We start from the raw sequence: 23,831 nt of genomic DNA, 5'->3' as shown, positions 1-23,831 counted from the left end.
AGACGGCCATGAGCTATCTTACCCCAACGACCGCGCTAGGCGCCGGTCTCGCCTGCTTCGGACTAGGTGTGACACGGCGTGTTGACACCGGTTTCAAGGCGCTGGGCGCGGCCCTGTGCGCCCTCGCGTTCAGCGCGTCTCCGGCCTTCGCCGACCAGTTCGTCGAAGCGGCGGACAACGCCAAGATCGACTGCGTGCTCTCGCGCGGCGAGCTGACCCGCATCGCGCTGGTGGGCGATGACTTTGCCAACGTCTCGAAGATCGCCAGCGCCTATCCCTACAACGATTTCACCGTGACCCATGAGCCGGTCCGCGGCGACATCTACATTTCGGTCCCGCCGCAGTTTGCCGCCGACCGGGTCAGCTTCTTCGCTACGAGCAAGGCGGGCTACGTCTACAAGTTCGCGTGCCGGACGGCCGCCCAAGAGGCGAGCCAGATCTTCGTCACCAACCCGGCGCTGAAGACCCACGAGGCCGAAGACTGGGAGCAGGCGGCAGGTCCCGATGAGGCGGCAATCCGCCTGATCGAGGCCATGGCCGGGGACGCAGTCCTGCCCGGCTTTACGGCCCGCGCCGAACTGGGGCTCCCCCGCAAGACCGGTGGGATCGAAGTCCAGCTGGTCGCGGAATACTCCGGTGCCGAGCTCGTCGGGCAGCGCCTGGTCTTACGCAACCTCGGCAAGGAGCCGCTCGACCTTGCGGCCGACCGTGAGGGTCCGGCCGGAACCATCGCCTTTGCCTATGGCCGCGATGGGCTGCGCCCCGGCGAGACGACCAGCGCCTTCCTTGTCTTCCGCAAGGGAGGGCTCGAGTAATGGCACGCGAAACCGAACATACGGGCGGTGAACCCGCTGCCGACGACGGCCAGGTGGCCGCCACTCCTGAGAGCCGGCGTGAAGTTGGACGCCGTAACCTCAATCGCCAGATTGCCCAGCGCCAGAAGGCTCTGCTCATTGGTGTCGGCGCCGTCGCCCTCGTTGGCGGCGCAACGTTCCTGTTTAGCGGCGACAAAGACAAAGGCTCGGGTGCTTCCGGCGAAGCGGTGACGATCGACACCGGCGGGCTCGTCAACCGCAACCTGTCCGAACGCGAGTTTGTCGCGACCTACGGCAACCGGGCCGATGCCCAGGACCGCGAGATCAAGGCGCTCAAGGAAGGTCAGGTGTCGCGCCCCGAGCTCGAGCAGCAGCTAGCTGCACTCAAGACCGAAAATGCGCAGATGCGCACCGACGGTCAGCACGCGATCGATGCGATCTCGGCAGAGAACGCGGCCTTGAAAGTACAGCTCGACCAGGCCTCGCGTGCACCGGCTGCACCGGTCATGCCGCCACCTGCTTATGGCCCTGGCGTTACCCCCGGCGCTGGCACCACGGCGCCAGGTGCAACTCGGCAGACCGCCGATGGCCCGCCAGCTGACGCCAAGGTCAGCCTGATGAGCTTCGAGACCGGCGGTGCCGGACCCAAGAAGCCGGCCGGCGACACCGCCGCCCCGCAGCTCCTCTTACAGGACAGCCCCGATTACCTGCCGCCCAACAGCTATGCGCCGGCGCGAGTCATCGTCGGGGTAGATGCCTCGACCGGTGTCGCCAGCCAGACTGATCCGCTCCCGGTGGTGCTGCGGATTACTGGCCCGGCACGCTCCGTCATGCGCGGCGGCAAGGTGCTGACAACCGACATCACCGGCTGCCTCGTCAACGGCGCGGCCCGCGGCGATCTCAGCAGCGAGAAAGTCTATGTGAAGCTGGCGCGCATGACCTGCGCGCAGCCGGGCGGCCGCTATGCGGTGAGCGAGGTCAAAGGCTTCATCAGCTTTGCCGGCAAGTCGGGCGTGCGTGGCCGTGTCGTCAGCCGCGAAGGCAGCCTGGTTGGCCAGGCCCTCCTTGCCGGCATCGTCGGCGGCTTTGGCCGGGGCTTCTCGGCCAATGCCAACGGTATCTTCACCGGTCAGATCGGGGCCGATGGCAAGCGGCAGGCGCTTTCGCCGACCGACATTGTCACGGGCGGCATCGGCCAAGGCGCCGGCGAGGCCGCCGATACGGTGAGCAAATACCTCATCGAACGCGCCGAACAATACCAACCCGTCGTCGAGATGCCGACCGGCATCGAGGTCGAGATCGTCTTTCTCGACGGCGTTCACGTCAGGAGCAACCCGAAATGAATTACACGGATTTCCGGCCGGGCTTCAAAGCCCGCGCCGCAACAGCAGCGCTTGCCCTCACTACGGCCTTCGCCGTCGTCAGCCTCGGTCTCGCGGCGGTGACCTCTGCGCCGGCCCAGGCGAGTGACACCTCGAGCGCCGTGCGCGCTGCACTCAAGGCACGCCTTCCCAAGACGCCGATCGACGCGCTCACTTGCGAGGGTTTCGGCGGGCTGTGCGAAGTCGTGTCGGGGAGCACGCTGTTCTACGTCGATGAGTCTGCTCGCTACCTCCTGGTCGGACGGCTCTACGACATGGAGACGCGCCGCGATGTGACGGCAGCGCGCCTGCTCGAGCTCAACCCCGACCTCATCGCCGCCGGCGCAGCGCGGGCGGGGCGCGAGAGCAAGGCGCAGGACGACGAACCGGCGAAGGCGGCCCCGGCCAAGGTTGATCTTGCCAAGTTGCCCGCCGATGGCGCGGTGCGCTGGGGCAATCCGGCAGGTCCCAAAGTCGTGGTCTTTTCGGACTTCCACTGCGGCTACTGCCAGCGGCTGACCGGCGAACTCACCAAGGCGAACGTTCAGGTCGAGGAACGGCCGATCTCGATCTTCGGCGCCAAGAGCCGGGCGCTGTCTGAGGCCGTCCTCTGCGCATCCGATCCGGCCGCCGCGCTCCACGCCGCCTATGCCGGTGAGGTGCCGAAGGCGCGTCCTGGCTGCAAGCCCAAGGGCCTCGATGCAAACGAGGCTTACGCCAAGGCGAATGGCTTCAACGGCACGCCAGTCATGGTGCGGGCGAGCGATGGCGCGGTTCTGCAGGGCTATCGCCCGGCGAGCGAAATCCGCCGCTTCCTTGGCCTCACTCCGAACAAGGGAGGCCAGTGATGGGCAGGCCCAACAGACTTTCCCTCACACCGCTGCGCTTTGCGGCGCTCGCCGCCCTCGCTGTCGCCACCAGCGGCTGCGCGGTGCTGGGCGGCAACGTCAAAGGGAGCTTCTCGTGCCGGGCACCGGAGGGCAATTGCGCGCCGACCTCGGTCATCGATGACGCGGCCACTCAGGCCTCCGGCAAAGCGTCCGAAGCGACCAGGCTACCCTCGGCGCGCGTCCTGCCGCAGATATCCGAAGGACGGCTGCGCGTCGTGCTCGCGGCCTATCGCGACGCAGATGGGCGGACGCACGAAGCGCGGGTCGTCGAGGTGCCGCTGCCGACGAGCGCGGCCAGCCAGTTCCACGATCCGGCGAGCCGCCGCGAAGTCGCTCGGGCACTCGCCCGTGCGGTGAGCGCCGCTCGCCATCCCGATAGCGCCGCAGAGCCACCGCATCCGATCGGTCCCCCGGTCGATCTTCCTGCCGATCCTGCCACCACCGCCTTGCCGGACGTGCTGACTGCCCCCTTGCAGCACGCGCCGGCCGGGGGACCCGGGACTGCCTCCCTCCCGGCTCGGGTCCCCCACCCAGATGCACACCATGAGGAGTCCGCTCCTCAGGAAGGTCAACAGCCATGAGTCTCTCGCTTGCCAGGGCGCGCGACGCACTGATGGGCTCGCTGTTTGCGGACACGGCCTCGGCGGAAAAGCCGCGGCCGAGCTTCGGCCTCGACATGCTCTCGGACTGGCTCCCGTACCGGGTCTTCGACGAGAGCGCCGGCCTCTACCGCAATGCCCGCTCCAAGGGCTTCATTCTCGAGGTGACGCCGCTCATCGGCGCTGATGAGCGCACCGGCGAGATCCTGGGTCAGTTCTTCTCAGAAGGGCTGCCCCAGGGTGCCTGCCTGCAGGTGCTCAATTTCGCGAGCCCCCGCATCTTCAGGCAAGTCTCGCCGTGGTTCGCACCCCGCTACGAGCAGGGCGGGATTTACGAAGCGATCGCGCGCGAACGGATTGCCCGGTTCTACGATCTCGTCTGGGAGAGCGGGTCGGCGCACGCGCCCTTCCATGTCCGCAGCAGCCGTCTGATCGTCTCTTTGGGCGTGCCAGAAAGCGCGCATGTCACCGATGCCGAACTCGCCGAATGCCGCGAGGGGCTCCTGGGCCTCATTCATTCGCTGGGCCTGGAAGCCCATGCGCTGCGGCCCTCGGCGCTGATCGGGCTGATCGATGAGCTGACCTCGCCGACCACGGCCCGCGAACCCGAGCGCGAAGGCTGGAATCCGCTCGAGCAGATCGACGTCCAGGCGATCCGCAGCGACATTGAGCTCGAGGTTGAAGACGACCGCATGGTGCTGCGAACCGAGCGGTTCCGCGAGATCGGCCGCGACCGCGCTGGCCATCCCGAAGTCGGCGAATGCCTGCCCGACAGCTTCGATCTGCGCCACTTTGCGGTGCGCGCGTTTCCCGAACGCTGGGCGCCATGGGAATGCGCGCGCCTAATCGGCGACATGTTCACCGACAAGCTGCGTTTTCCATGTCCGACTGCGACCATGCTCTGCCTGGTCTATCCTGACCAAGAGGCGGCTTCGGCTCGCGCCGGCTACAAGTTCATGCGCACCACGAGCCTGAGCCAGACCAAGAGCGCGCGGTTCCTGCCCAAGCTTGCCGACCAGTCGGCCGAGTGGCGGCACGTCCAAAACGAACTGCAGGCCGGCAAGAAGCTGGTGAAGCTGTTCTACGGGCTCACCAGCTATTCGCCTCTCGGCCAAGGCGACGCGCATGAACGCGTCATCAAGGCGATCTTCAAGGCTGCAGGCTGGGATCTTGCCGACGAGCGCTTTCTCCAGCTCCAGGGCCTGGTGGCAGCCTTTCCGTTGAGCCTTGCCGACGGGCTGGCGGACGACATGCTGCGCCTGAAGCGCATGCGCACGATGCTTTCGACCACGGCGGCCAATATCGCGCCGATGCAGGGCGAATATCTCGGCCGCGCCGTGCCCCATCTCCTGCTCGTCGGTCGCCGCGGTCAGCCTTTCTGGTGGTCGCCGTTCGAGAATGGGGCGGGCAACCATAACATCGCCATCTGCGGCAAGTCGGGGTCGGGCAAGTCGGTCCTGCTCCAGGAGCTTTGCGCGGCCCTTCGCGGCGCGGGCGCCAAGGTCGTCGTAATCGACGATGGCCGCTCGTTCGAACATTCGGTCAAGCTTCAGGGAGGCCGTTTCGTCGAGTTCACGCTGGCGGCGGGCTTCTCGCTCAACCCCTTCTCGATGGTCGATGATGCCCGGGCGGCGAGCGATGAAGACTACCGGCTCGATTGCTTCGCGATGATCAAGGCGATCATCGGCCAGATGGCGCGGCACGATGACAAGCCGAGCGATACCGAGCGCGGCCTCATCGACCGGGCGGTGACGACGGTCTGGGACACGCTCGGCAGTGGCGGCAGCATCGACGATATCGCAGCCGCTCTTGGCGCTGGCGGGGGCGAGCTCGGGACAAACCTCGCGACCGCCATTGCGCCCTACTGCCGAGGCGGCAGCTACGGCGGGTTCTTTTCAGGGCAGGCCAGCTTCGCGCTCGACGATGATTTCACCGTCTTCGAGATGAGCGATCTTGCGAGCCGTGAAGAGCTCAGGAGCGTCGTTCTCTCGGCGATCATGTTCATGACCGGTCAGGCCATGACGCGGACCTCGCGAGCAACCCGCAAGCTGCTGCTGATCGACGAGGCCTGGTCAATGCTGCGGGGCGGCTCGATGGGCGAATTCGTCGAGACTTATGCTCGCACCGCGCGCAAATATGGCGGCGCGCTTGCGACCGCCACCCAGTCCCTGAACGACTACTACAAGTCTGACGGCGCGCGCGCGGCACTCGAAAACAGCGACTGGATGCTGATCCTTCAGCAGAAGGCCGAGACGATTGCCGACTTCCGACAGAGCGCCCGGCTCGACATGGACGATCGCACCGAGACCCTGATCCGGTCGCTGAAGCGCTCGGGCGCGGAGTATTCCGAGATTTTCATCAAGGGTCCAGAGACCGAGGCCATCGGCCGTCTGGTGCTCGATCCGCTCTCGGCGACGATCTTCTCGTCCGATCCCGACACTTACGCCGCGATCCAGGCGCTCGAGGCGCGCGGCATGCCGCTCGCCGATGCGATCCGCAAGGTTGCGGGCCTCAGCCAAGGAGAGCGCTGATGGCCTTCCACCAGACGCCCTTCGACCAAATCGGGGTGTGGTCGCCGCCGCCGCGTTTGCTGCCGTTTCTGCAGGGGACATGTTTCGTCCTCATCGAGGCTTCGCGCTTTGCCGTCTCGAGCCTGCTGATTGTGCTCGGCCTGCCGCTCTTTGCGTTCCTGTTCCTCGCGGGCTGGGACCTCGAGCTTCTCTTCTCGCAGCTTGCCAATCTTGCCGACCACTACCGCGAGGCGGACGCAATCCGGCGGATCGCCTTCTCGCAGGACCTCCAGGTTGTGTTCCTAGCGACCTCGCTGGGCGTGCTGCTGGCGCGCGCACCGCGGTTTTTAAAGCGCCTCGAAATGGCGCTCGCTCCGCCTGCTTCCCAGGAGAACGACAATGGCTGACACGACCCTCTTACAGCCCTTTAATCGCCCACTGGCGCTGCGCCTGGGCGCGGTTCTCCTCGCGGTCTGCCTCCTTCTTTGGGGTGCCTGGGTCAGCCGCGAAGTGGCGCGTCCCCGCGAGCAGATCGTCACCGTGCGCCTCTCCGAAACGATCGCGCGCTTCGTCGATGCCGAAGCGCGCAGTGGGAAGGCGCCCGAGGATGGGCAGGCACGAACGCTGGCTTATCTCCAAGCCGCCGAGGCTGCGGTGCGCGAGATGGGCAGCAATGGCCGGGTGGTGCTGGTCGCCGAAGCGGTGCTCAGCGGTAACGTCCCCGATGCCACGGCTGAACTCGAGCAGCGCGTTGCCGCCAAGCTTGGCCGGGAGAAGCGGCCATGACAGATCTTATCGCCCGCACGCTGCGCCGGGTCCGGCGTCCCTTGCTCCTCACCGGGATTGTCGCCTTGCCGTTTGCCTGGGCACCGATCGCGGCTTTTGGTGAGGATCATGCTTTTCTCATCAATGCGAGCCCGAGCCTGCCGAACTGGGCCTTCTGGCTCGACAAGTCGGCGCCGATCGCACGCGGCAGCCTGATCTTCTTCGAGCCTCCAGCCTCGGCGATGTTGGAGAGGCATTTCGGGAAGGGACCGCATCTCTTCGGCAAGCGCGTGCTCGGCCTGCCGGGCGATGTGGTGAGCCACGAGGGCGCCGAGGTCCTGGTCAACGGACACAAGGTCGGCGCGCGCCTCGCGCGCACCCGTCTCGGGCTGACGCTCAGCCCCGGCCCCGAAGGGGTGATCCCGCGCGGCTGCTACTATGTCGGGAGCGACCACCCGCGCGGCTTCGACAGCCGCTATGCCGAAGTGGGCTTTGCCTGCCGTGGCCACATTCTTGGCAGCGGGAGGGCGATCCTGTGAGGCGCGCACTGATCCTTCCGCTCTGCCTTGCCTGCGCCCCTGCGGCCGAGGCTCGTGACTATGGCCAGCAAGGTGCGGTCTTTCCGGTGATGGAGCGCGATCTCCTCGAGCAGATCCATACGCGGCTGACCGCGATGGAAAAGTCGGGCGAGACCGGGCGGCTGAACCAGGAACTGCAGCGGCGCACCACGGCCCGGGTCAATCGGCCCGAGCCCGTGGTCGGCCTGGTCCGCGCGAGCGCCGCCCGTCGCTGGAGCTTTGATCCGACGATTACGCTCGAGACCGATATTCGAGGGCCCAAGGGCGAGCTCATTCATGCACGCGGCACGAGGGTGAACCCGCTCGACAGCGTACCCCTGCGCGCAGAGCTCCTGTTCTTCGACGGCGACGATCCCGATCAGCTCAGCTGGGCGCTGAGCCAGTCGAGAGCTGCGAAACTCATTCTGACCAAGGGTGCGCCGCTCGAGCTGATGAAGGCTCGGCAGCGACGCTTTTACTTCGACCAGGGCGGCAAACTCATTCGTCATTTCGGGATCGGGGCGGTGCCAGCGCGGGTGCGTCAGCAAGGCCGCGCGCTCGAAGTCAGCGAGATCGTTCTTCCGCTTCGCCAAGGAGCCCGCCCATGACATATCTTGGTCGTCTGGCTGCGGTCATGCTCGCAAGCCTCGGTCTGGCGCTGGCCACTCCAGCCAGTGCCGATGCGGGGCCGGGCCGCTGCACCGGTAGCTTCGTCAACCCGATCACCGACATCTGCTGGTCGTGCCTGTTTCCGATCTCGGTCGGCGGCCTCAAGATTTGGCCGTCGAGCCGTCCGGATCCCTCCAACCCGACCCTGCCGCTGTGTCTGTGCGGTTTGCGCCCCGGCATCGCCATGGGGTTCTGGGAGCCGGTCCGGCTTGCTGACGTCAGCATGAAGCCCTGGTGCTTCGTCAACCTGGGCGGGATGAAGCTCGATCCCGGCTTCGATATCGGGTTTCGCTCGATCAAGGGGCCGTCGGCGATTGGCGGGGCGAGCCAGAACTACTCGAGCTGGCACGTCCACTGGTATGCCTATCCGCTGATCTACTGGATGGAGATCGTCACCGATTTCCTGTGCCTGGAATCGGGCTCGATCGACATTCTCTACATCTCAGAGATCGATCCGCTCTGGCAGGACAGCGAACTCACCGCGATCATCAATCCTGAGGCGGTTTTGTTCGCCAACCCACTCGCGCTCGCCGCCTGCGCCGCCGATTGTGTATCTTCGACGGTCCACCTGCCGGTCGACGAGATGTTCTGGTGCGCGGGCTGCCAAGGCTCGATGTACCCGATGAACGGGAATGTTTCGGCCTCGATCGGACATGTCCAGGCGTCGCGGCTCGTGCTCTCGCGCTTTGCCTACAAGCTCCACCGTGAACTCGTCGCCTGGGGCACGATGGGCAGCAAGGGGCTCTGCGGCAAGTACCTGATGCCGGTGATGCGCAAGCAGCAATACCGGTTCCAGGCCACCAATCCGAACCCGGCGACCAAGGGGCGCTATGCCTGCCCCCCGATCGGCGCCGCCACCACCTTTCAATCGGCCGGACAGGTCATCCCCGCGATCGGCGAGGACATGGGCTACCTCGTCTGGCGCAAGCGGAACTGCTGCGCGCTATGAACCGGAAACTCCTTCTCATTCCGCTGGGACTGGCTCTCCCGCTCGCGGGCCTCGCGCTCGCCCAGAGTGCCCCCGACGGCATCGACCTCGACGCCATTCGCGCCCGCTCGGCAGAGCACGCCGAGGACGCAGCCGCGCTGGCGGCGGCGGTTCGCGAACGGGCCGAAGCGGTGCACGATGATGCACTCCAGACCCAGGACCGGGCGCAGGCAACTGGCGCGCGCTACGCGGACAACCTGCCGCCCACGGCGAAGAGCACCGATGTCTTCGATTTCGATGCGATGGTTCGCGAACGCGCCGAGGCGGAGAAAGCGCCGCTTGGCGAAAGCCCGCGCTTCATCGCCTTTGCCAGCCTGTCGATGCCTTCCGAGGCCTTGAAGGCCTTGGTGCGCGACATGGGCCGCGCCGGCGGCGTGACCGTGCTGCGGGGCTTCCCATCCGGCGATTCCAAGCGGTTCAAGGCGCTCCTGACCGAGATCTGGCAAGGCGAAGATGCCCCGCAGGCGCTCGGGATCGACCCGCGCCTGTTCCGCGCCTTTCACATCGAGGCAGCGCCGAGCTTTGTCATGGTGGGGAGCGATTTCTCGCCTTGCGATGGCTTCGATTGCAAGGATGTCCTCCCGCCCCACGACCGGCTGACTGGCAATGTGACGGTCGGACAGGTCCTTGAAACTTTCAAAGACGGTGCCGGCCCCGGCGCGGCGCTGGCGCGCCTTCATCTGGCCCGCCTCGAAGCAGGAGCCGATCAATGAGAACGATCCTGACGCTGCTCTGCGCCGGCCTCCTATGCGCGGGCGCCGCTCAGTCCGTCGCGGCCCAGTCCCAATCAGGGCACACGACTGCTGATGCGAAGGCCGACGGCAAGTCGTTCGGCAATGCCGTGATCGACCAGGTGAAGAGTGCAGCGACCACTGCGCCCGATGCCTCGCGCGTGCCTGGTTTCAACCCCGCCGGGACGCAGAGCCTGGAAGATCTGGCCGCCCATCCGGATCGGATCGAGGGCGCGGCGCGCAGTGCAGCCACCAGCAACACTGCCGTCCGCACGATCGAGGATTCGATGAACAATCGGGCGCGCTTCTCGCCCCAGGAGATCAAGAGCATCCTCGCGCGCTCGGGTGAGATCAGCAAGACCCCGCTCGACTACACCAGCGGCATGTCGGTGTCCGGCTCGAAGGGCAATTGCGTGCCCCTGCCGCCGGGAAGTGGCTCGGTCGGCACGTACATGGCGACCTGCAACACTGGCTATACGGCCGAGCAGAAGTCCGCATCCTGTCCAATCACGCTGGAGGCCAGCGCAACCCCGCGCGACATCTACGGCTATTATTGCGTCGGCGGCAGCGGGGTCGATCCCGCCAGCATCTACGCCTGCAACCATTATCCGGCACCGCAGTGCACGGTCACCCAGTCCTGGCCGATCAACCTGTGCGATCCCTATTTCGGGATCTACTGGGGCTGCTCGTACGGCGATCTGCATGTCGACCTCGTGAGCTGCACCGCACCGGTCGAGGGCGCCACGCCTTACACCACGACCACCGAAACCGTGGTGACGACCCAGCGCAACGAGAGCCAGTGCTCCAGCCTTGCAGCGGATGCCAATTGCTCGCTCGACAGCGAGGTCTGCACCGACAGCGATCCCGTCACCCGGATCGTCGACGGAGTGTCGGTGACCCAGCCCTGCTGGGCCTGGCAGCGCAATTACACCTGTTCGGCCAGGGTCGCCGGCAATGATTGCAGCGAGCTCGAGGCCAACGGCAGCTGCCGCTTCGTGCGCGAGGATTGCCTGACGGGCGACAGTCCCTGCTCGACCGCCGAGCGTGTTTACGAGTGCCCGGTGCCGCCGAGTGAGACGTCGGGCCAGCAATATGTCTGCGACGGCGACGTCTACTGCATCGACGGCTCGTGCGAGACCATCCAGCGCGAAGCCAATGACGAATTCAAGGACGCCGTTGTCGCCTTGAGCGCGATGGATCAGGCGCGGCGCGAATTCGATCCTGCGACCATGACCCTGTTCAAGGGCGAACGCGAGACCTGCTCGTCCAAGGTCTTCGGCGTGCTCAACTGCTGCAAGGGCAAGGGCTTCCCGCTCATCCCCGGTATCCAGCTGCTGGTCGCGCTTGGATGCGGGCGTGAGGAAATCCTGCTGCACCAGCGCGATGCGCAGGGTCTGTGCGCCTATGTGGGCACCTATTGCTCCTCGAGCTTCCTCGGGGTCTGCCTGACCAAGAAGAAGGTCTACTGCTGCTTTGAATCCAAGCTGACCCGCATCCTCCAGGAGCAGGGCCGCGCGCAGCTGCCCAAGCCCTGGGCCAAGCCCAAGTCCGAGCAGTGCCTGGGCTTCACCCTCGACGAGTTCGCCCGTCTCGACCTCTCCCGCATGGATTTCTCCGAGGTCTACGCAGAGTTCACCGACGCTGCGCGCCTCCCCGACGAGCTGCAGACCTCCGAACTGATCCAGCAAAAAATCCGCGACTATTATGAAAGGAGCAGCCAGTGAGCGCGCTTCGTACCTCTGTGACCGCCGCCCTCATGGCTGCGCTGCTCGTCCCGACAATGCCGCTCTTCGCCCAGGACCAGGGGCCGCAGCAGGCCGTGACTGCCGACGAGGCGGATGCCTTCTACTGCGGTGAGCGGCGCCTCGGTTACTGGTTCTACTGCGTGCGGCCCAAGCGGGCTGAACCGCGTGAGCATGGATCGGTCCCTCAGGCGCAATCGGCAACAGCCCAGCTGGAAGCCGTCACGGCCGCGCTTCGCGAATTGAAGGCCCGGGCGATCATCGAGCCGACGCCTCAGAACGTGACCGCCTATATCCGCTTCCAGCGCGAGCAGCTCGATCGGGCCTCGCTGTTCTCCGATGTCTGGCAGCGCGCGATCTGGCAGGAGCCTGAGCTCGACTACACGCTCGAGCGCCCGGTCGGCACGCTGGCCAAGCGGCAATGGCAGGACGCACGCGCCGCCGAGCGTGACACGATCATGGCGCACCTCGGTGACCGCTACGGGCTGTTCTATTTCTTCGCGCAAACCTGCGGCGCCTGCGAAGTCATGAGCCCGATCGTCAAAGCGGTCGCCGACCGCTGGAACCTGACCGTCCGGGCTATTTCGACCGACGGCGGTCCTTCGCGTCATTTCCCGCAATACGCCGTAGAGAACGGGCAGCGCCCGCGCATGGGACTCGAGCCCAAGATCACCCCAGCGCTGGTCCTGTGGGACAGCGAAGCGGGGCGCGCGATCCCGATCGGCTACGGGGTCCTGTCGGCCGACGAACTGCAGGATCGCATCTTTCTCCTGACCTCAAAGGAAGCCGGCCATGATTTCTAAGCTGCGCAAAGCGGCGCTTGCGCTTGCCGCCACGAGCCTCGTTGCGACCCCGCTCCACGCCAATGTCGGCGACAGCATGGACCGCTTCATGAACGACATGGGCGGCGCGGCGAATGTCACCGGGCCGAGCGCCTTCCAGGGCCAGTCGGCAGGCTATTACAGCCTCGGCAATGTCTGGACGCGCTTCCCGCAAAAGACGACCAACATTGCCAATCTCCAGCTGCCCAAGGCGCGGGCCGGCTGCGGCGGGATCGACATTTTCGCAGGAAGCTTCAGCTTCATCAACGCGAGCGAGATGGTCGCGCTCCTGAAGGCGGTCGCGAACAATGCCGTGGGCTTTGCCTTCAGCCTGGCGATCGACACCGTCTGCCCGGAATGTTCGAAGATCATGCAGGAGTTTGCGCAGAAGGCGCAGCTCATGAACAACCTGTCGATCAACTCCTGCGAGATGGCGCAAGGGCTGGTTGGCGGGATCTGGCCCAAGGGCGATCTGGCCGACAAGGCGATCTGCGAGGCGATCGGCAACAGCGAGGGCATCTTCACCGACTATGCGGCGGCCAAGCACGGCTGCGGCACCCGCGGGCAGCGAAGCTCGACCAACTCCGGGGCAGGCGCAAACTATGCCGACGTGAACCCGGCCGTGACGCGCAACTACACCTGGCACGTCCTCAAGAAATCGGCCTTCTTCACGCCCAACGGTTCCTTCGACCGCGAGCTCGCCGAATACGCGATGACGCTGATCGGCACGGTCATCTACGTCCCGCCCAAGGACGATGAGCCGGGCAAGTTCGTGCCGTTTGCGGGCGATGCATCCTCGACGCTGGTGACCGCGCTGCTCGATGGGACGCAAGGCCAGACGGTCCGGGTCTTTGCCTGCGACGAGCCTGACCAGTGTCTCAACCCGACGTTTCGGGACATGAGCCTCAGCTCCGCCAAGGCGATCCGGCCGCGGGTGGCTGCGCTGATCGGCAGCATGGTGACCGCGATCCGCTCGGACACCGCTATTGGCGATGCCGAGAAGGAGCTGCTGCAAGTTGCCTCGGTGCCGCTCTACAAGATCCTGACTGTCCAGGCCGCCTATGGTCGCGGCATGGCGACCGATGATCGCGACACGCTTGCGGAAATCACCAGCATCGACCTGCTCTACGCGGTGCTCGACCGGATCGTGTCCGAGGCCGGCCGCTCGATGGCGAGTTTCATCGCTGCCGACGAGGCCAAGCTCGCAATCTGGCGTTCGCAGGTTGCAGACGTCCGCTCGAGCCTCGCGCAGCGTCAGGCGACGGGACACGCTAAGGTCTCGGCCATCATGCAGATCATCGAGAAGACGGCTATGATCGAGAACATGCTGGCTGCCTCGATGTCCCCATCAATGGCCGCATCGCTCGATTGGTCGCGCGCCCTCCAGTCCCGTTCCATCGTCCCTTAAGGCGAGACAAGTCATGATCGAGATCTTCACGGTCGGCGGCGGCGAGTACATCGTCAATGTCCTTAATGCCGTCGCCAGCTGGACGGGCGCAGGTGGCTACAAGAGCCTCATCCAGGTCACTATGGTGATGGGACTGGCACTGGCAGTCATCGTGCTTGCCTTCAACCAGGACTGGCGGGCCTGGCTCAACTGGTTTCTTGGCGCGACGCTCATCTACATGTGCCTGATGGTGCCGCGCATGGACGTCCATGTGACCGACCGGGTCAACCCGAGCCTGGCTTCGGCGAACGTCGCCAACGTGCCGCTCGGTCTCGCGCTCATGGCGAGCTTCACAAGCCAGGTCGGCGATTATCTGACGCGGTCGGCCGAGCTCGTCTTTGGCCTGCCCGATGATCTCAACTTCTCGAAGAACGGCATGATCTATGGCGCGCGGCTGATGGAGGCGACGCGCTCGCTGCGGATTTCCGATCCCGAATTTGCCGCCAATCTCGACGAGCATGTCCGGCAATGCGTGTTCTATGACCTGCTGCTTGGCCGCTATTCGATGAAGCAGTTGGCTGAGAGCGATGACGTCTGGACCACGATCGCGCCCGGCAGTGCGGCGCGCGCCCAGAAGTTTGTGACCCGCCAAGCTGATGACAGCGTGACCGCCTCGATCGTCACCTGCCGCGATGCCTACACCGCGCTCTCGAACCAATGGGCGGGGCTGATCGATTCCATGGCGCTCAGCGCCGGACGGCAGCTTTACCCGCGCCAGAGCGCCGCACTCGCCAAGACCAAGCTGCTCGCGGACTTGCCGGTCGCCTACCAGTATCTCTCGGGGGTCTCGAAGAATGCGAGCGACATCTTTCGGCAAGTTCTGACGATCAACGCGATGAACCAGGCCATGCACGGGTTCGCGGGCGCGAGCGGCACCTCGAGCATCGACGTCTTCGCCCAGACCCGGGCCGACATTCAGACTGAGCGGACCTATGCCTCGATCGCCGAGAACGCGATGAAGTGGGTGCCGATCCTCAATGTCGTGCTGACGGTCGTCTTCTACGCGATGTTCCCGGTCATCTTCCCGCTGTTCCTGATGCCCAAGACCGGGCCGGTAGCGCTGCGCGGCTACATCACCGGGTTCTTCTACCTCGCGGCATGGGGCCCGCTCTTCGTGATCCTGCACATGATCCTGATGTTCAAGGGGGCGAGCGATGTTGCGGCGGCCGGCGGCGGCACCGGGCTCTCGCTCGCGACCTTCGCGGGTATGACCGACGTGAACCGCGATATCGGGCTTCTGGCCGGTTATCTCGTCGCGTCGGTTCCGTTCCTGGCGGGCGGCGTCGCCAAGGGCGCGCTCGCGATTTCTGGGCAAGCGACCTCTTACCTCAACCCCTCGCAGAATGCGGCCGAGGAAGCGGCGCGCGAGGCGAGCACCGGCAATGTCTCGCTCGGTAACAGCAATCTCGACAACTCGACGGTCTTCTCACGCCAGTTTGCCCAGGGGGCGCTCAATCCGAGCATCTCCTATGGCGCCCCGCAGACGCGCGGGTTCAGCGATGTGGGCACCCAGACGACAAGCTTCGGTGAGGCGGAATTCGCGAGTGTGCCGAACTCGCAGTACCCGTTCACGCCCACGTTGGGCCAAGATTTCACGAGTAGGCTCTCGACGATGGCGAGCCAGAGCCGCGGCCAAAGCGAGACCTATTCGAACCTTGCCCAGCAATCGACCAGCTCGGCCGTCACTCGCTTCAACGAGATCCGCACTGCCTACAGTCAGGGCCGCTCTTCGGAGACGGTCAGCGGCACCGGCAGCAACGACAGCATCGGCACGGCCTTCAGCGAGGTCGACAATGCCTCCACCACCCTGCAGCGCCAGTTCGGCCTGTCGCGCCGGGCCGCCGACGACATCACCGTGTCGTGGTTCCTGAATGGCGAGGCAGGAATTCAAGCAAAAGCGCAAGGTGGGGTTCTGAGTGGCGGGATTGGCGCCAAGGGCGGACGAAACCAAAGCTGGACCGACAGCGACGTCGGCATTGCATCTGAGGATCGCAACCGGATTTCCGGGACGTTGCAGCAGCTTTCGGACACGCGGAACTGGTCGAACACGCGTGAAGGCTTCCTCCGCCAAACGAGCTCGAGTTCGAGTTCGCAGGTCTCGACCAGCGCTGCGGGTCTCAGCCGCTCGTTGACCGAAGCACAGACCTACTCTGTCGAAGCACGCCGCGCCGAAGAACTGGCGAGCCGGCTCGAGAACCAGGCCTCGTGGTACCAAGGCGCGAACGCTGCCGGTTCGCTCAATCTCAGCCAGGCCTATAGGGAATGGGGCATGGCGGAGCTTGAAGCAAACCGCGACTATTACGGCCCAGTCCGCTTCGACGACATCAATTTCCAGATGAGCACACAGGGCCAACAGCTCCAGGCACGGTTCGTGGAGAGCTACGCCGACCGGCTGCACGATGATATTGAAGGTCAGTTGACACTGCCCGAGTTCGCGCCGGTCAGCCGCCCTGCCGTTACAAGCCAGGGTAGCGTCCGCGCGCATGGACCCAGTGGCGTCGGTGGATCAGGCAGTCTTGGTGAGGCACCTGACACCTCGGGCATCAGGGACGAAGTCCGCGCGGCCCAGGCGCGGGGCCGTGGACGGATCGGTCAATCCAGAGGCAATCTTGACGTTGTCACCCGTAGAGCGAAAGGAGCATCGGAAGAGGCGGCTGACGATGTCAAAGAATGGTGATTCAGAAGATCACATCGTAAATGAAGGCGTAGATCGCGAAGGCTGAGATCAATCCTGCAAACAGGAGCAAACCCCGACGTTCCCAAGGGTCAGCCCAGGCCTTTTTGACGCGATATTCCATGAGACGATTTTCCGCGATGGCCCGGTCGATCTCTTTGAGACCCTTCCAGTCCTCGGTCGCAATCGGGTCATCAGATGACTTCAACATAGGGCACCTATTAAGCAGGCAGGCTGCTCCGAAATCGCTGCATTATCCCAGAATTCCGGGCTTAATGCAGCGATTCTGGCACACAAAATCATGGGTGCCAAGCGGATGTTCGGCGGCATTTTCATGAACTGAGTTCAAGATACCGACAGAAGGCATTCGCGAGTTGCATCTGACGAGGCGTGCGGCATTCGGCCTCGAAAACTTGCGGAGAGCCGACAAGGATAGTGACGCATTTGGCGCGTGAAGTCGCAACGTTCAGCCGGTTCAGGCTGTACAGAAATTCCATCCCGCGCGGCGCATCGGCATGCGACGAGCTGGCGAGCGAATAGATCGAAATCGGGGCCTCCTGGCCTTGGAATTTGTCCACCGTCCCGACCCGCGCTTGGGGGAGCCGGCGTTGGATCTCGAACACCTGCGCATTGTACGGGGCGATGATCAGTAGGTCCGCGATCCCGAGCGGCTTTTCGTTTCCTTCGCGATCGATCCAGGTCGCCCCCTGTGCCAGTATGTCGGAGACCAGTTCGGCGATAACGTCAGCCTCTTCGGATGAGCAATTCTGATTGCCGGAATGCTCGACGGGCAGAAACCTCAGACCCGTGCCATTGGCGATGCCCTTGGCGTTTACCCGCTGCCCGGCCGCTTCCGCCTTCGCTCCGAGCTTGCCCTCGTAAAAGAGCTCGGATGTGAACGCACAGATATCCGGATGCAGTCGCCAGGTGACATCGAGAAACAGGCCTTCGTCGGGTGCGATGGTTTGCTTGCCGGAAAGCAAGTGGTCGAGAGCAGAGCAGCCGGTGCCATCCGGGTGACTGCCTTGCATGGGCTGGTCGAGCTGCTGCGGGTCTCCGAGCAGAACCAGCGTTTTTGCCGCCTGCGAAACGGCCAGCACATTCGCCAGCGACATTTGTGCCGCCTCGTCGACAAAGAGAACGTCGAGACTTTCAAAGGCATCCTCGGTCGACCACAGCCATGCTGTGCCGCCTGCAACGCTGCAATCCGCGTTGAGCGCGGCGAAGACCTCCGCATTGTTCTTCTTCGCGAACCGCAGCCGGTCTGTTGCGTCTTCCTTGGACCCGCCTTTCGGCTTTTGGATGCAGATCAGGGCGGTGTTGGTCTCCTCGGCGACCTCAATGACCTTGTTCAAGAGGTTGCGGATCACTTCGTGACCATTGGCCACGATCCCCACCTTTTTGCCCTGCCGGACGAGCTCGCAAATCATGTGCCCACCCGTGTGGGTCTTGCCGGTGCCAGGAGGCCCCTGGATCGGCAGCACACCTGCTGAGATGAGCGGGCCGATGCGCACGCCCGCATCAAGGGGCTTTTCACCGTCACGCCGCACGGCACTGCCATCTGCAATGCGCGGCGCCACGCGCATCAGCATGTCGCGCGCTGCCTGGTAGGTTTCTCCTTCGGCCATGCCATGCTCGCAGATATGAGTGGCCAGTCTGACCAGCGCTTCCTGCATCGGTTTGGACGACACATGCTCATGCACGAAGACCGCAGACGGATGTTCGTCCGCCATCGCTGAGGCCTTCTTGATGTCGATGGTGCGCTGTTCCCTCGAGATATTCTCAACGGTGCCCAGTGTCTGGCCGCCATGCGCTCTCAGACCTTTGCCTGCGCGAATATCGGCTTCCTGCACCGGGAAGCTGTATCGATCGATCGGGCATTTGGCGGTGCCGCCGACCGTTTCCAAGAAGGTGAGACCTGCGAGGCCAGCGCGCTCATCGAATAGCTCTTCTGCAGAGAGGTCACTGAGGCGAAAGTATTCCCACCAGGTCGCCTTTTCCTCGCGGCGATGCCACTCGAGAAGATTGGCCAGGAGCCAGCGCGCATGCTGCTCGGCGGTGCGCTCTTCCGGATCGACAGGCACGTCTGCAGTCAGCTGCTCAATCAGCGGCGTGATTCGCTCGAGCCATTCGGAAAGGCCTTCGCTGGGTCCACTCTCACCTGGTTCCGGCCTCGTTACTTCGATACCTCGAGCAATGAGCTTGGTGCGTTCCGCCTCCAGCCAATCACGCAGGACCTCTGTCGAGACACAGTCGTCGCGGTTGTAGGCTTCAACGGTCTGCTTATCCTCCGGCAGAATTCCCGCCGCGTCGTTCAGTTCAAGGCTCACCTGCAGCCGGTTAAGCGCCAGGTTGGCATCCGGAAGGCTGGCGTCGCGAACATAGCCGTAAAGCGGCTCGAGCTTCTTGATGGAATAGCTCTCGACGCCCGCACGCAGCGAATGGCGGACCACGCCCAGCAAATCGACGAACACGAGACCACGCAGCAGCGAATCCAGATCGTCTTCGCGCGTGCCATATCGTCCCATCAGCCGCTTCAGCGCGCCAGGCTCGTACCCGCCATAGTGGTAGACATGGAGCTGCGGGAAGACCTTCCTCCGCTCGAGCACGAAATCGATGAATGTCTCAAAGGCCGCCTTCTCGCCAGCGCGGTCTAGCGCCCAGAGCCCGCGGTATTGTGGCTCGCCCTTCTCACGAAAGTGGAAACCCAGGAGATATTCCAGCCCATGCTGGCCGACGAAGGAATCTCCCTCGAAGTCCAGAAAGATATCGCCCTCGCAAGGCTCGGGCAGGCAGTTGAGACCGAAACCTGCCACCGGCGCCAGAAGTTCATAGCGCAGTTCGCCGCTGGCTCTGGATTCGAGCTGGATCCTGGCCTGCTCGCGAACGCGGGTCAGGGATTCTTTCGAGCCGCGCTCCGGTTTCCATTGCAGGGGCAGCGGCAGTTCTGCCAGCGCCGTTGCCGTGGTGACGCCGTGTTCCTTGAGCTCGGCAATCTGCATCGAGGAGATGCCCGCGACGAGGCACAGGTGATCGTCGTCCCGGCGCTGCTTGTCGCAGCGCGCGCTCCAATTGCAGATGTCGCAGTTTGAAGTCGGCTCCGGGTAGGTCTGTCCGTGCTGCTCAGTTCCGATAGCACCAAGCAGCCCCTGCTTCACCTGACGATGATAGGCGGCGAAATCGGCGAGCCGATACCGCTCCGGTTCAAAGTCGGTCCAGGGCGGGATGACGCTGGCGAAGACCGGCATTGTGCCTTGCACTTCCCCGATGAGCTCGGAGTAGAGGCACAGCTGGAGGACGGTGCCGCCTTTCGTTTCCCGGGCGAGCTTGGTGTCGGCGGCTTCATAGGACCAGTTGCCGAGGTCGCTTGGCGTATCAACGCGCTGCAGAATGTCGGCGCGGCCAGCCCAGGATCCGCCTCGTAGCGCGCCCTGGACGATCACGTCTACGCCCGCCCGCATGGCGGCGATGGTCTGGGCGACGGCCTCGTCGCTGATGTCCACACCTTCAATCACGACGCATGAAAGGCCTTGGGCGCGCAAATGGTCCACATAGGCCAGCTCGTGCTGCTTGCCGCGCTCCCAGAGCGCCTCGAGCGCTGGATCGAAGAATTTCGGGCGCGAAAGTTCACCGCGCGCTGCCGCATGCTCCAATTGCGTCAAGTGCCGACAATTCAAATAGCCTACCAGGTCAGTTGCGCTGAGGCTCAAAGCGCTCTGATAGATCTGCATGCAGTCGTTTTCCTTTAGATTGAGCGCCAATGTGAATCACAGAATTACTGCAGATTGACCATACCTTCATCGATGCTTCAAAATTTCCGAGTCCGCTTCATAGCATTTTCGCGAACCATGATATTGATCCGTTCGTCGTAGGCGCTCTCAGCGCCTTGTCAGAGCGTACGTGGAGCGCCTAATCAAGACTTGCGGTGGGGGGAGACATTGTTGCCCCGGATACTGAGCTAAAGATACCCGAGGTAGATAATGTCGACAGCGCTCCGCGATCTAATCCTAGCCAACGTGCCGCAGGATGGCTCAGCCATTGGTAACATGGCGCTGGCGGCGCTGCTGCGGGAAACTGTGCCAGGGCTGACAGATGAAGAGTACACTGGAGCAAAGGACGAGCTTGTCGCGGAGGGGCTGCTTGGCAAGGGTCGCGGCCGTGGCGGATCGGTATTTCTGCTCGGGTTTGAGGACGACGAGGACGATGAAGGCGACGATGATTTCGCGCTGACCGCTCAGGAGCATGCCGCTCCGTCAGCCCCCAAGGCTGCGAGCGGCAAGAAAAAGGTGGCGCGCAAGACTGACGTGCCGACGCAGGTGCTGAGTTATCGCCATACCGAAACGCGGGTGAACAATCCCGAAGTGGGCATGGTCCACCCTGACAATGATCCGGACCAGCCCAAGACGGTGTGGAAATACGATCCCCACCTCGACCCGGAATTGATGTTCGACAGCCAGCGCGGAGCGGTCGAGAAGCTGATCGACGATGCGCTTGCGTCAGGTGACGCCGATGCGATGCGCGATGCGCTGGTGGAACTGAAGCGGCTTCAGGAGCCGTACCTCAACTGGGCGGGGAAGGCCGAGGGGGCGAGCTTCGCGGTCGATACGGTATCGTTGCATGTGCATGAGCGGGTGGACCCAGCGACGATCCTGGCCAATGCGCGCAAGCGGCTGAAGGGCGAGAAAGCTGGCGAAGCATGGCGCCAAGCAGACTTGTTCGCCGCCGCGTTTGAGAACCTGCCGCTCCGTCAGGCGCTCGATTTCTATCATCACGAAAAGGGCTGGTCTAACCGGCTCATCGCGGGCGACAGCCTGCTGGTCATGAACTCTCTGCTCCACAAGGAGTCGATGGCTAGCAAAGTACAGATGATCTACATCGACCCGCCATATGGCATAAAATACGGATCAAACTTCCAGCCGTTCACTGGGCAGAAGGCAATGGGAAGAACGGATAAGGACGAGGACCTGTCGTCTGAGCCTGAAATGATCAAGGCTTTCCGTGATACATGGGAACTCGGTATTCATTCTTACCTGACTTATCTGCGTGATAGGTTAAACGCTGCCAAGGATTTGCTTGCTGATACTGGAAGCCTTTTTGTTCAGATATCCGATGACAATCTCCATCTTGTTAGAAATCTGACCGATGAGATTTTTGGACCTAAAAACTACGTCGTGACAATTCTTGTTAAAAAGAAGGGTAGTCAGAAGGGCGGAAAAGTTGATCCGGTTAACGACTACCTTGTCTGGGTTGCAAAAGACAAATCATGCATGACTTATTTCCAGATATATGATGGGAGGGAGACGGATGAGGAGATAACGGCAGATTTTGCAAATGTAGAAATGCCCAACGGTGAGGTCACAACGTTGGCTCGCCTCGAAAAGCAGGCGGGCGTACCAACCGGGCGCTATCGCAATGATCTTGCCTCTTTTTCTAAGGACTTTCCAGGGTGTCGTCTCTTCAAGGCTGATCCTTCCACCGGCGGAAATCCGGGCGCGTCACAGGCGAAAGTCTATGAGCATTGCGGAATGGCATTCGACCCTGGAATAAAAAAGGGGCTGGGTTGGAAAGCCGCTGCAGAAAGTAGCTCTGGCTTTTCTGGTATGAAACGCCTGGCGGTTTCTGGCCGTTTGCACATCGGTGATAAGCAGCTTGCCGTTAAAAGGTATCCGGAAGACTTCGGATTGAAGGCGGTGTCCAATTGGTGGGACGGGATAGGTGGTCCTTCAAATCCCATTTACGTTGTTCAAACTAACGAAAAAATCCTTGAACGGTGCATTTTGATGACGACCGCACCGGGCGACTTGGTGCTCGACCCAACTTGTGGATCAGGCACAACGGCTATCGTCGCCGAGAAATGGGGCCGTCGCTGGATTACCTGTGACACTAGCCGAGTGGCAATTACTCTTGCCAAGAAGCGGTTGATGACTGCTGCCTACGATTACTATACCCTCCGTTACCCGCAGGAAGGTTTAAAAGGTGGCTTCGTTTACAAAACCGCAGAGCACATCATGGCTGCGAGGATAGCCAACAATCCCGATATCGATACGATCTATGAACAAAAGCACCCGGCCATTCTACTCGCGCTTAGCGCACTTAATCAAAGCCTGCTGAAAACTCCGCCTATGGCGCTCAAACCTTGGCAAGGCTATCGCAAGGGAAAACAAATCGACTTCACGAAAGGCGACACGCTGCAAGAATGGGAGGTGCCATATGACTTCCCCGAGGGCTGGCCAAAATCGGCCGAGCAGCCTTTCGCTGACTTTCATGCGGCCCGCGTTTCAATGCAGGTCGAAATGGATCGAGCCATAGCAGCCAACGCCGAGCCAAAGGCCCTCTATGATAAGCCGGAACCCGACAAGTCGCGGTTGCGTATCACCGGCCCATTCTCTGTCGAGGCAGTACCAGCACCCACTGTGCTCTCACTAGATGAGTCAGCCACACCGGCGGAAGCTGATACAACTGTTGCGCGTTCCGGCGAGACCTCCCGCCAAACTCAATGGCGCGATGAACTGATCCGCTCAGGCATCCGCGCCAAAGGCGGAGCTATGCTGAAGTTTACTGACCTTGAGGCCATCCCCGGCGTCCGGCACCTCCATGCGTCCGGCACTTTGGACAGTGGGGAGCGGGTCGTCGTCAGCTTTGGTCCCGAACACGCAGCGCTTGAACAGAAGCAGGTGGAACGGGCCATCGAAGACGCACAGACCTTGGTGCCAAAGCCCAAGTTCGTGGTGTTCTGCGCTTTCACCTTCGATCCTGAGGCTGCGAAGGATATCGACGAAACCAACTGGCCGGGCGTCACCCTGCTCAAGGCCCAGATGAACACCGACCTGTTGACTGAGGACCTAAAGAAGGCGCGGTCATCTAACCAGTCATTCTGGCTGATGGGGCAGCCGGATGCAGGCCCGCCAGTTCAACTGGCTGACGGAACTTGGCAGGTGGAGGTTCGGGGTTTCGATTATTTCGACCCCCGCGAAGGCGAACTCATTTCGGGTGGCGCGTCCAAGATCGCCATGTGGTCGCTCGATACAGACTATGACGGGCGCAGCCTGATGCCGCATCAGGTCTTCTTCCCGATGGCTGGTGCCAAGGACGGCTGGAACCGCCTGAAGAAGACGATCCGGGCCGAACTGGACGAGGACCTGTTGCAGCAGTTCCACGGCACGGTTTCCCTTCCCTTCGAGGCAGGAGACCATCGTCGGGTCGCGGTCAAGATCGTCGATGACCGGGGCATTGAGTCGCTCAAAATCATGAACCTGGAGTGA

At 63.2% G+C, this 23,831-nt stretch carries 18 protein-coding genes; 16 read left to right on the top strand and 2 right to left on the bottom strand.

The window, feature by feature from the left end:
* Positions 1-8 precede the first annotated feature (8 nt).
* The 15 genes from ACZ1JY_RS13045 to ACZ1JY_RS12975 are packed head-to-tail and all read left to right on the top strand — an operon-like array spanning position 9 to position 16,572.
* Positions 9-815, top strand: a complete 807-nt coding sequence (locus ACZ1JY_RS13045) for a type-F conjugative transfer system secretin TraK (protein ID WP_465129561.1) — start codon at positions 9-11, stop codon at positions 813-815.
* Positions 815-2,158 carry a TraB/VirB10 family protein gene (locus tag ACZ1JY_RS13040; RefSeq protein ID WP_465129560.1) on the top strand — a complete coding sequence of 448 codons (1,344 nt, stop codon included), beginning with the start codon at positions 815-817 and terminating at the stop codon, positions 2,156-2,158. Before ACZ1JY_RS13045 ends, ACZ1JY_RS13040 begins: the two co-directional genes overlap by 1 nt.
* The gene (locus ACZ1JY_RS13035; RefSeq protein ID WP_465129559.1) at positions 2,155-3,024 is read left to right on the top strand and encodes a DsbC family protein; all 870 of its coding nucleotides are present in this window, start codon (positions 2,155-2,157) and stop codon (positions 3,022-3,024) included. The genes ACZ1JY_RS13040 and ACZ1JY_RS13035 overlap by 4 nt, the downstream gene beginning before the upstream one ends.
* A complete protein-coding gene (locus ACZ1JY_RS13030; protein ID WP_465129558.1) occupies positions 3,024-3,647 on the top strand; it encodes a hypothetical protein in 624 nt (207 codons plus the stop codon). The genes ACZ1JY_RS13035 and ACZ1JY_RS13030 overlap by 1 nt, the downstream gene beginning before the upstream one ends.
* A complete protein-coding gene (traC, locus tag ACZ1JY_RS13025; protein ID WP_465129557.1) occupies positions 3,644-6,196 on the top strand; it encodes a type IV secretion system protein TraC in 2,553 nt (850 codons plus the stop codon). Before ACZ1JY_RS13030 ends, traC begins: the two co-directional genes overlap by 4 nt.
* Complete coding sequence (locus ACZ1JY_RS13020) at positions 6,196-6,582, top strand: hypothetical protein (protein WP_465129556.1); 387 nt, start codon at positions 6,196-6,198, stop codon at positions 6,580-6,582. The genes traC and ACZ1JY_RS13020 overlap by 1 nt, the downstream gene beginning before the upstream one ends.
* Positions 6,575-6,961: a TrbI F-type domain-containing protein gene (locus ACZ1JY_RS13015; RefSeq protein ID WP_465129555.1), complete on the top strand. Its 387-nt coding sequence runs from the start codon at positions 6,575-6,577 to the stop codon at positions 6,959-6,961. Before ACZ1JY_RS13020 ends, ACZ1JY_RS13015 begins: the two co-directional genes overlap by 8 nt.
* Entirely contained in the window at positions 6,958-7,479 is a 522-nt protein-coding gene (locus ACZ1JY_RS13010) for a S26 family signal peptidase (protein ID WP_465129554.1), read from the top strand. The genes ACZ1JY_RS13015 and ACZ1JY_RS13010 overlap by 4 nt, the downstream gene beginning before the upstream one ends.
* Positions 7,476-8,105 carry a type-F conjugative transfer system protein TraW gene (traW, locus tag ACZ1JY_RS13005; protein ID WP_465129553.1) on the top strand — a complete coding sequence of 210 codons (630 nt, stop codon included), beginning with the start codon at positions 7,476-7,478 and terminating at the stop codon, positions 8,103-8,105. Before ACZ1JY_RS13010 ends, traW begins: the two co-directional genes overlap by 4 nt.
* Positions 8,102-9,115, top strand: coding sequence for a conjugal transfer pilus assembly protein TraU (gene traU, locus ACZ1JY_RS13000; protein WP_465129552.1), 1,014 nt, complete (start codon positions 8,102-8,104; stop codon positions 9,113-9,115). The genes traW and traU overlap by 4 nt, the downstream gene beginning before the upstream one ends.
* Complete coding sequence (trbC, locus tag ACZ1JY_RS12995; protein ID WP_465129551.1) at positions 9,112-9,867, top strand: type-F conjugative transfer system pilin assembly protein TrbC; 756 nt, start codon at positions 9,112-9,114, stop codon at positions 9,865-9,867. The genes traU and trbC overlap by 4 nt, the downstream gene beginning before the upstream one ends.
* Positions 9,864-11,609 (top strand): conjugal transfer protein TraN, encoded by a 1,746-nt coding sequence (locus tag ACZ1JY_RS12990; protein ID WP_465129550.1) that lies wholly within the window; start codon positions 9,864-9,866, stop codon positions 11,607-11,609. Before trbC ends, ACZ1JY_RS12990 begins: the two co-directional genes overlap by 4 nt.
* Positions 11,610-11,665: 56 nt before the next feature.
* Positions 11,666-12,430, top strand: a complete 765-nt coding sequence (locus ACZ1JY_RS12985; protein WP_465130915.1) for a conjugal transfer protein TraF — start codon at positions 11,666-11,668, stop codon at positions 12,428-12,430.
* Entirely contained in the window at positions 12,420-13,856 is a 1,437-nt protein-coding gene (locus ACZ1JY_RS12980) for a conjugal transfer protein TraH (RefSeq protein ID WP_465129549.1), read from the top strand. Before ACZ1JY_RS12985 ends, ACZ1JY_RS12980 begins: the two co-directional genes overlap by 11 nt.
* A 13-nt stretch (positions 13,857-13,869) precedes the next feature.
* Positions 13,870-16,572, top strand: coding sequence for a conjugal transfer protein TraG N-terminal domain-containing protein (locus ACZ1JY_RS12975; RefSeq protein ID WP_465129548.1), 2,703 nt, complete (start codon positions 13,870-13,872; stop codon positions 16,570-16,572).
* 1 nt (position 16,573) lies between these two features.
* On the opposite strand, the gene ACZ1JY_RS12970 is transcribed toward ACZ1JY_RS12975, so the two are convergent.
* The gene (locus tag ACZ1JY_RS12970) at positions 16,574-16,780 is read right to left on the bottom strand and encodes a hypothetical protein (protein WP_465129547.1); all 207 of its coding nucleotides are present in this window, start codon (positions 16,778-16,780) and stop codon (positions 16,574-16,576) included.
* Positions 16,781-16,901: 121 nt separating this feature from the next.
* Positions 16,902-20,300, bottom strand: coding sequence for a TM0106 family RecB-like putative nuclease (locus tag ACZ1JY_RS12965; RefSeq protein ID WP_465129546.1), 3,399 nt, complete (start codon positions 20,298-20,300; stop codon positions 16,902-16,904).
* A gap of 249 nt (positions 20,301-20,549) precedes the next feature.
* Here ACZ1JY_RS12965 and ACZ1JY_RS12960 point away from each other — a divergent pair, with 249 nt between their 5' ends.
* Positions 20,550-23,831 (top strand): site-specific DNA-methyltransferase, encoded by a 3,282-nt coding sequence (locus ACZ1JY_RS12960; protein ID WP_465129545.1) that lies wholly within the window; start codon positions 20,550-20,552, stop codon positions 23,829-23,831.

This window comes from Novosphingobium sp. BL-A-41-Hi4B-X5A, assembly GCF_055521705.1.
This window is presented reverse-complemented; position numbering and strand designations above follow the sequence as displayed.

Excerpts from the sequence above, each read along its gene's own strand:
- ACZ1JY_RS13045 (WP_465129561.1), top strand. The coding sequence starts at position 9 with ATGAGCTATCTTACCCCAACGACCGCGCTAGGCGCCGGTCTCGCCTGC.
- ACZ1JY_RS13040 (WP_465129560.1), top strand. The coding sequence starts at position 815 with ATGGCACGCGAAACCGAACATACGGGCGGTGAACCCGCTGCCGACGAC.
- ACZ1JY_RS13035 (WP_465129559.1), top strand. The coding sequence starts at position 2,155 with ATGAATTACACGGATTTCCGGCCGGGCTTCAAAGCCCGCGCCGCAACA.
- ACZ1JY_RS13030 (WP_465129558.1), top strand. The coding sequence starts at position 3,024 with ATGGGCAGGCCCAACAGACTTTCCCTCACACCGCTGCGCTTTGCGGCG.
- traC (WP_465129557.1), top strand. The coding sequence starts at position 3,644 with ATGAGTCTCTCGCTTGCCAGGGCGCGCGACGCACTGATGGGCTCGCTG.
- ACZ1JY_RS13020 (WP_465129556.1), top strand. The coding sequence starts at position 6,196 with ATGGCCTTCCACCAGACGCCCTTCGACCAAATCGGGGTGTGGTCGCCG.
- ACZ1JY_RS13015 (WP_465129555.1), top strand. The coding sequence starts at position 6,575 with ATGGCTGACACGACCCTCTTACAGCCCTTTAATCGCCCACTGGCGCTG.
- ACZ1JY_RS13010 (WP_465129554.1), top strand. The coding sequence starts at position 6,958 with ATGACAGATCTTATCGCCCGCACGCTGCGCCGGGTCCGGCGTCCCTTG.
- traU (WP_465129552.1), top strand. The coding sequence starts at position 8,102 with ATGACATATCTTGGTCGTCTGGCTGCGGTCATGCTCGCAAGCCTCGGT.
- trbC (WP_465129551.1), top strand. The coding sequence starts at position 9,112 with ATGAACCGGAAACTCCTTCTCATTCCGCTGGGACTGGCTCTCCCGCTC.
- ACZ1JY_RS12990 (WP_465129550.1), top strand. The coding sequence starts at position 9,864 with ATGAGAACGATCCTGACGCTGCTCTGCGCCGGCCTCCTATGCGCGGGC.
- ACZ1JY_RS12985 (WP_465130915.1), top strand. The coding sequence starts at position 11,666 with ATGCCGCTCTTCGCCCAGGACCAGGGGCCGCAGCAGGCCGTGACTGCC.
- ACZ1JY_RS12980 (WP_465129549.1), top strand. The coding sequence starts at position 12,420 with ATGATTTCTAAGCTGCGCAAAGCGGCGCTTGCGCTTGCCGCCACGAGC.
- ACZ1JY_RS12975 (WP_465129548.1), top strand. The coding sequence starts at position 13,870 with ATGATCGAGATCTTCACGGTCGGCGGCGGCGAGTACATCGTCAATGTC.
- ACZ1JY_RS12970 (WP_465129547.1), bottom strand. The coding sequence starts at position 16,780 with ATGTTGAAGTCATCTGATGACCCGATTGCGACCGAGGACTGGAAGGGT.
- ACZ1JY_RS12965 (WP_465129546.1), bottom strand. The coding sequence starts at position 20,300 with ATGCAGATCTATCAGAGCGCTTTGAGCCTCAGCGCAACTGACCTGGTA.
- ACZ1JY_RS12960 (WP_465129545.1), top strand. The coding sequence starts at position 20,550 with ATGTCGACAGCGCTCCGCGATCTAATCCTAGCCAACGTGCCGCAGGAT.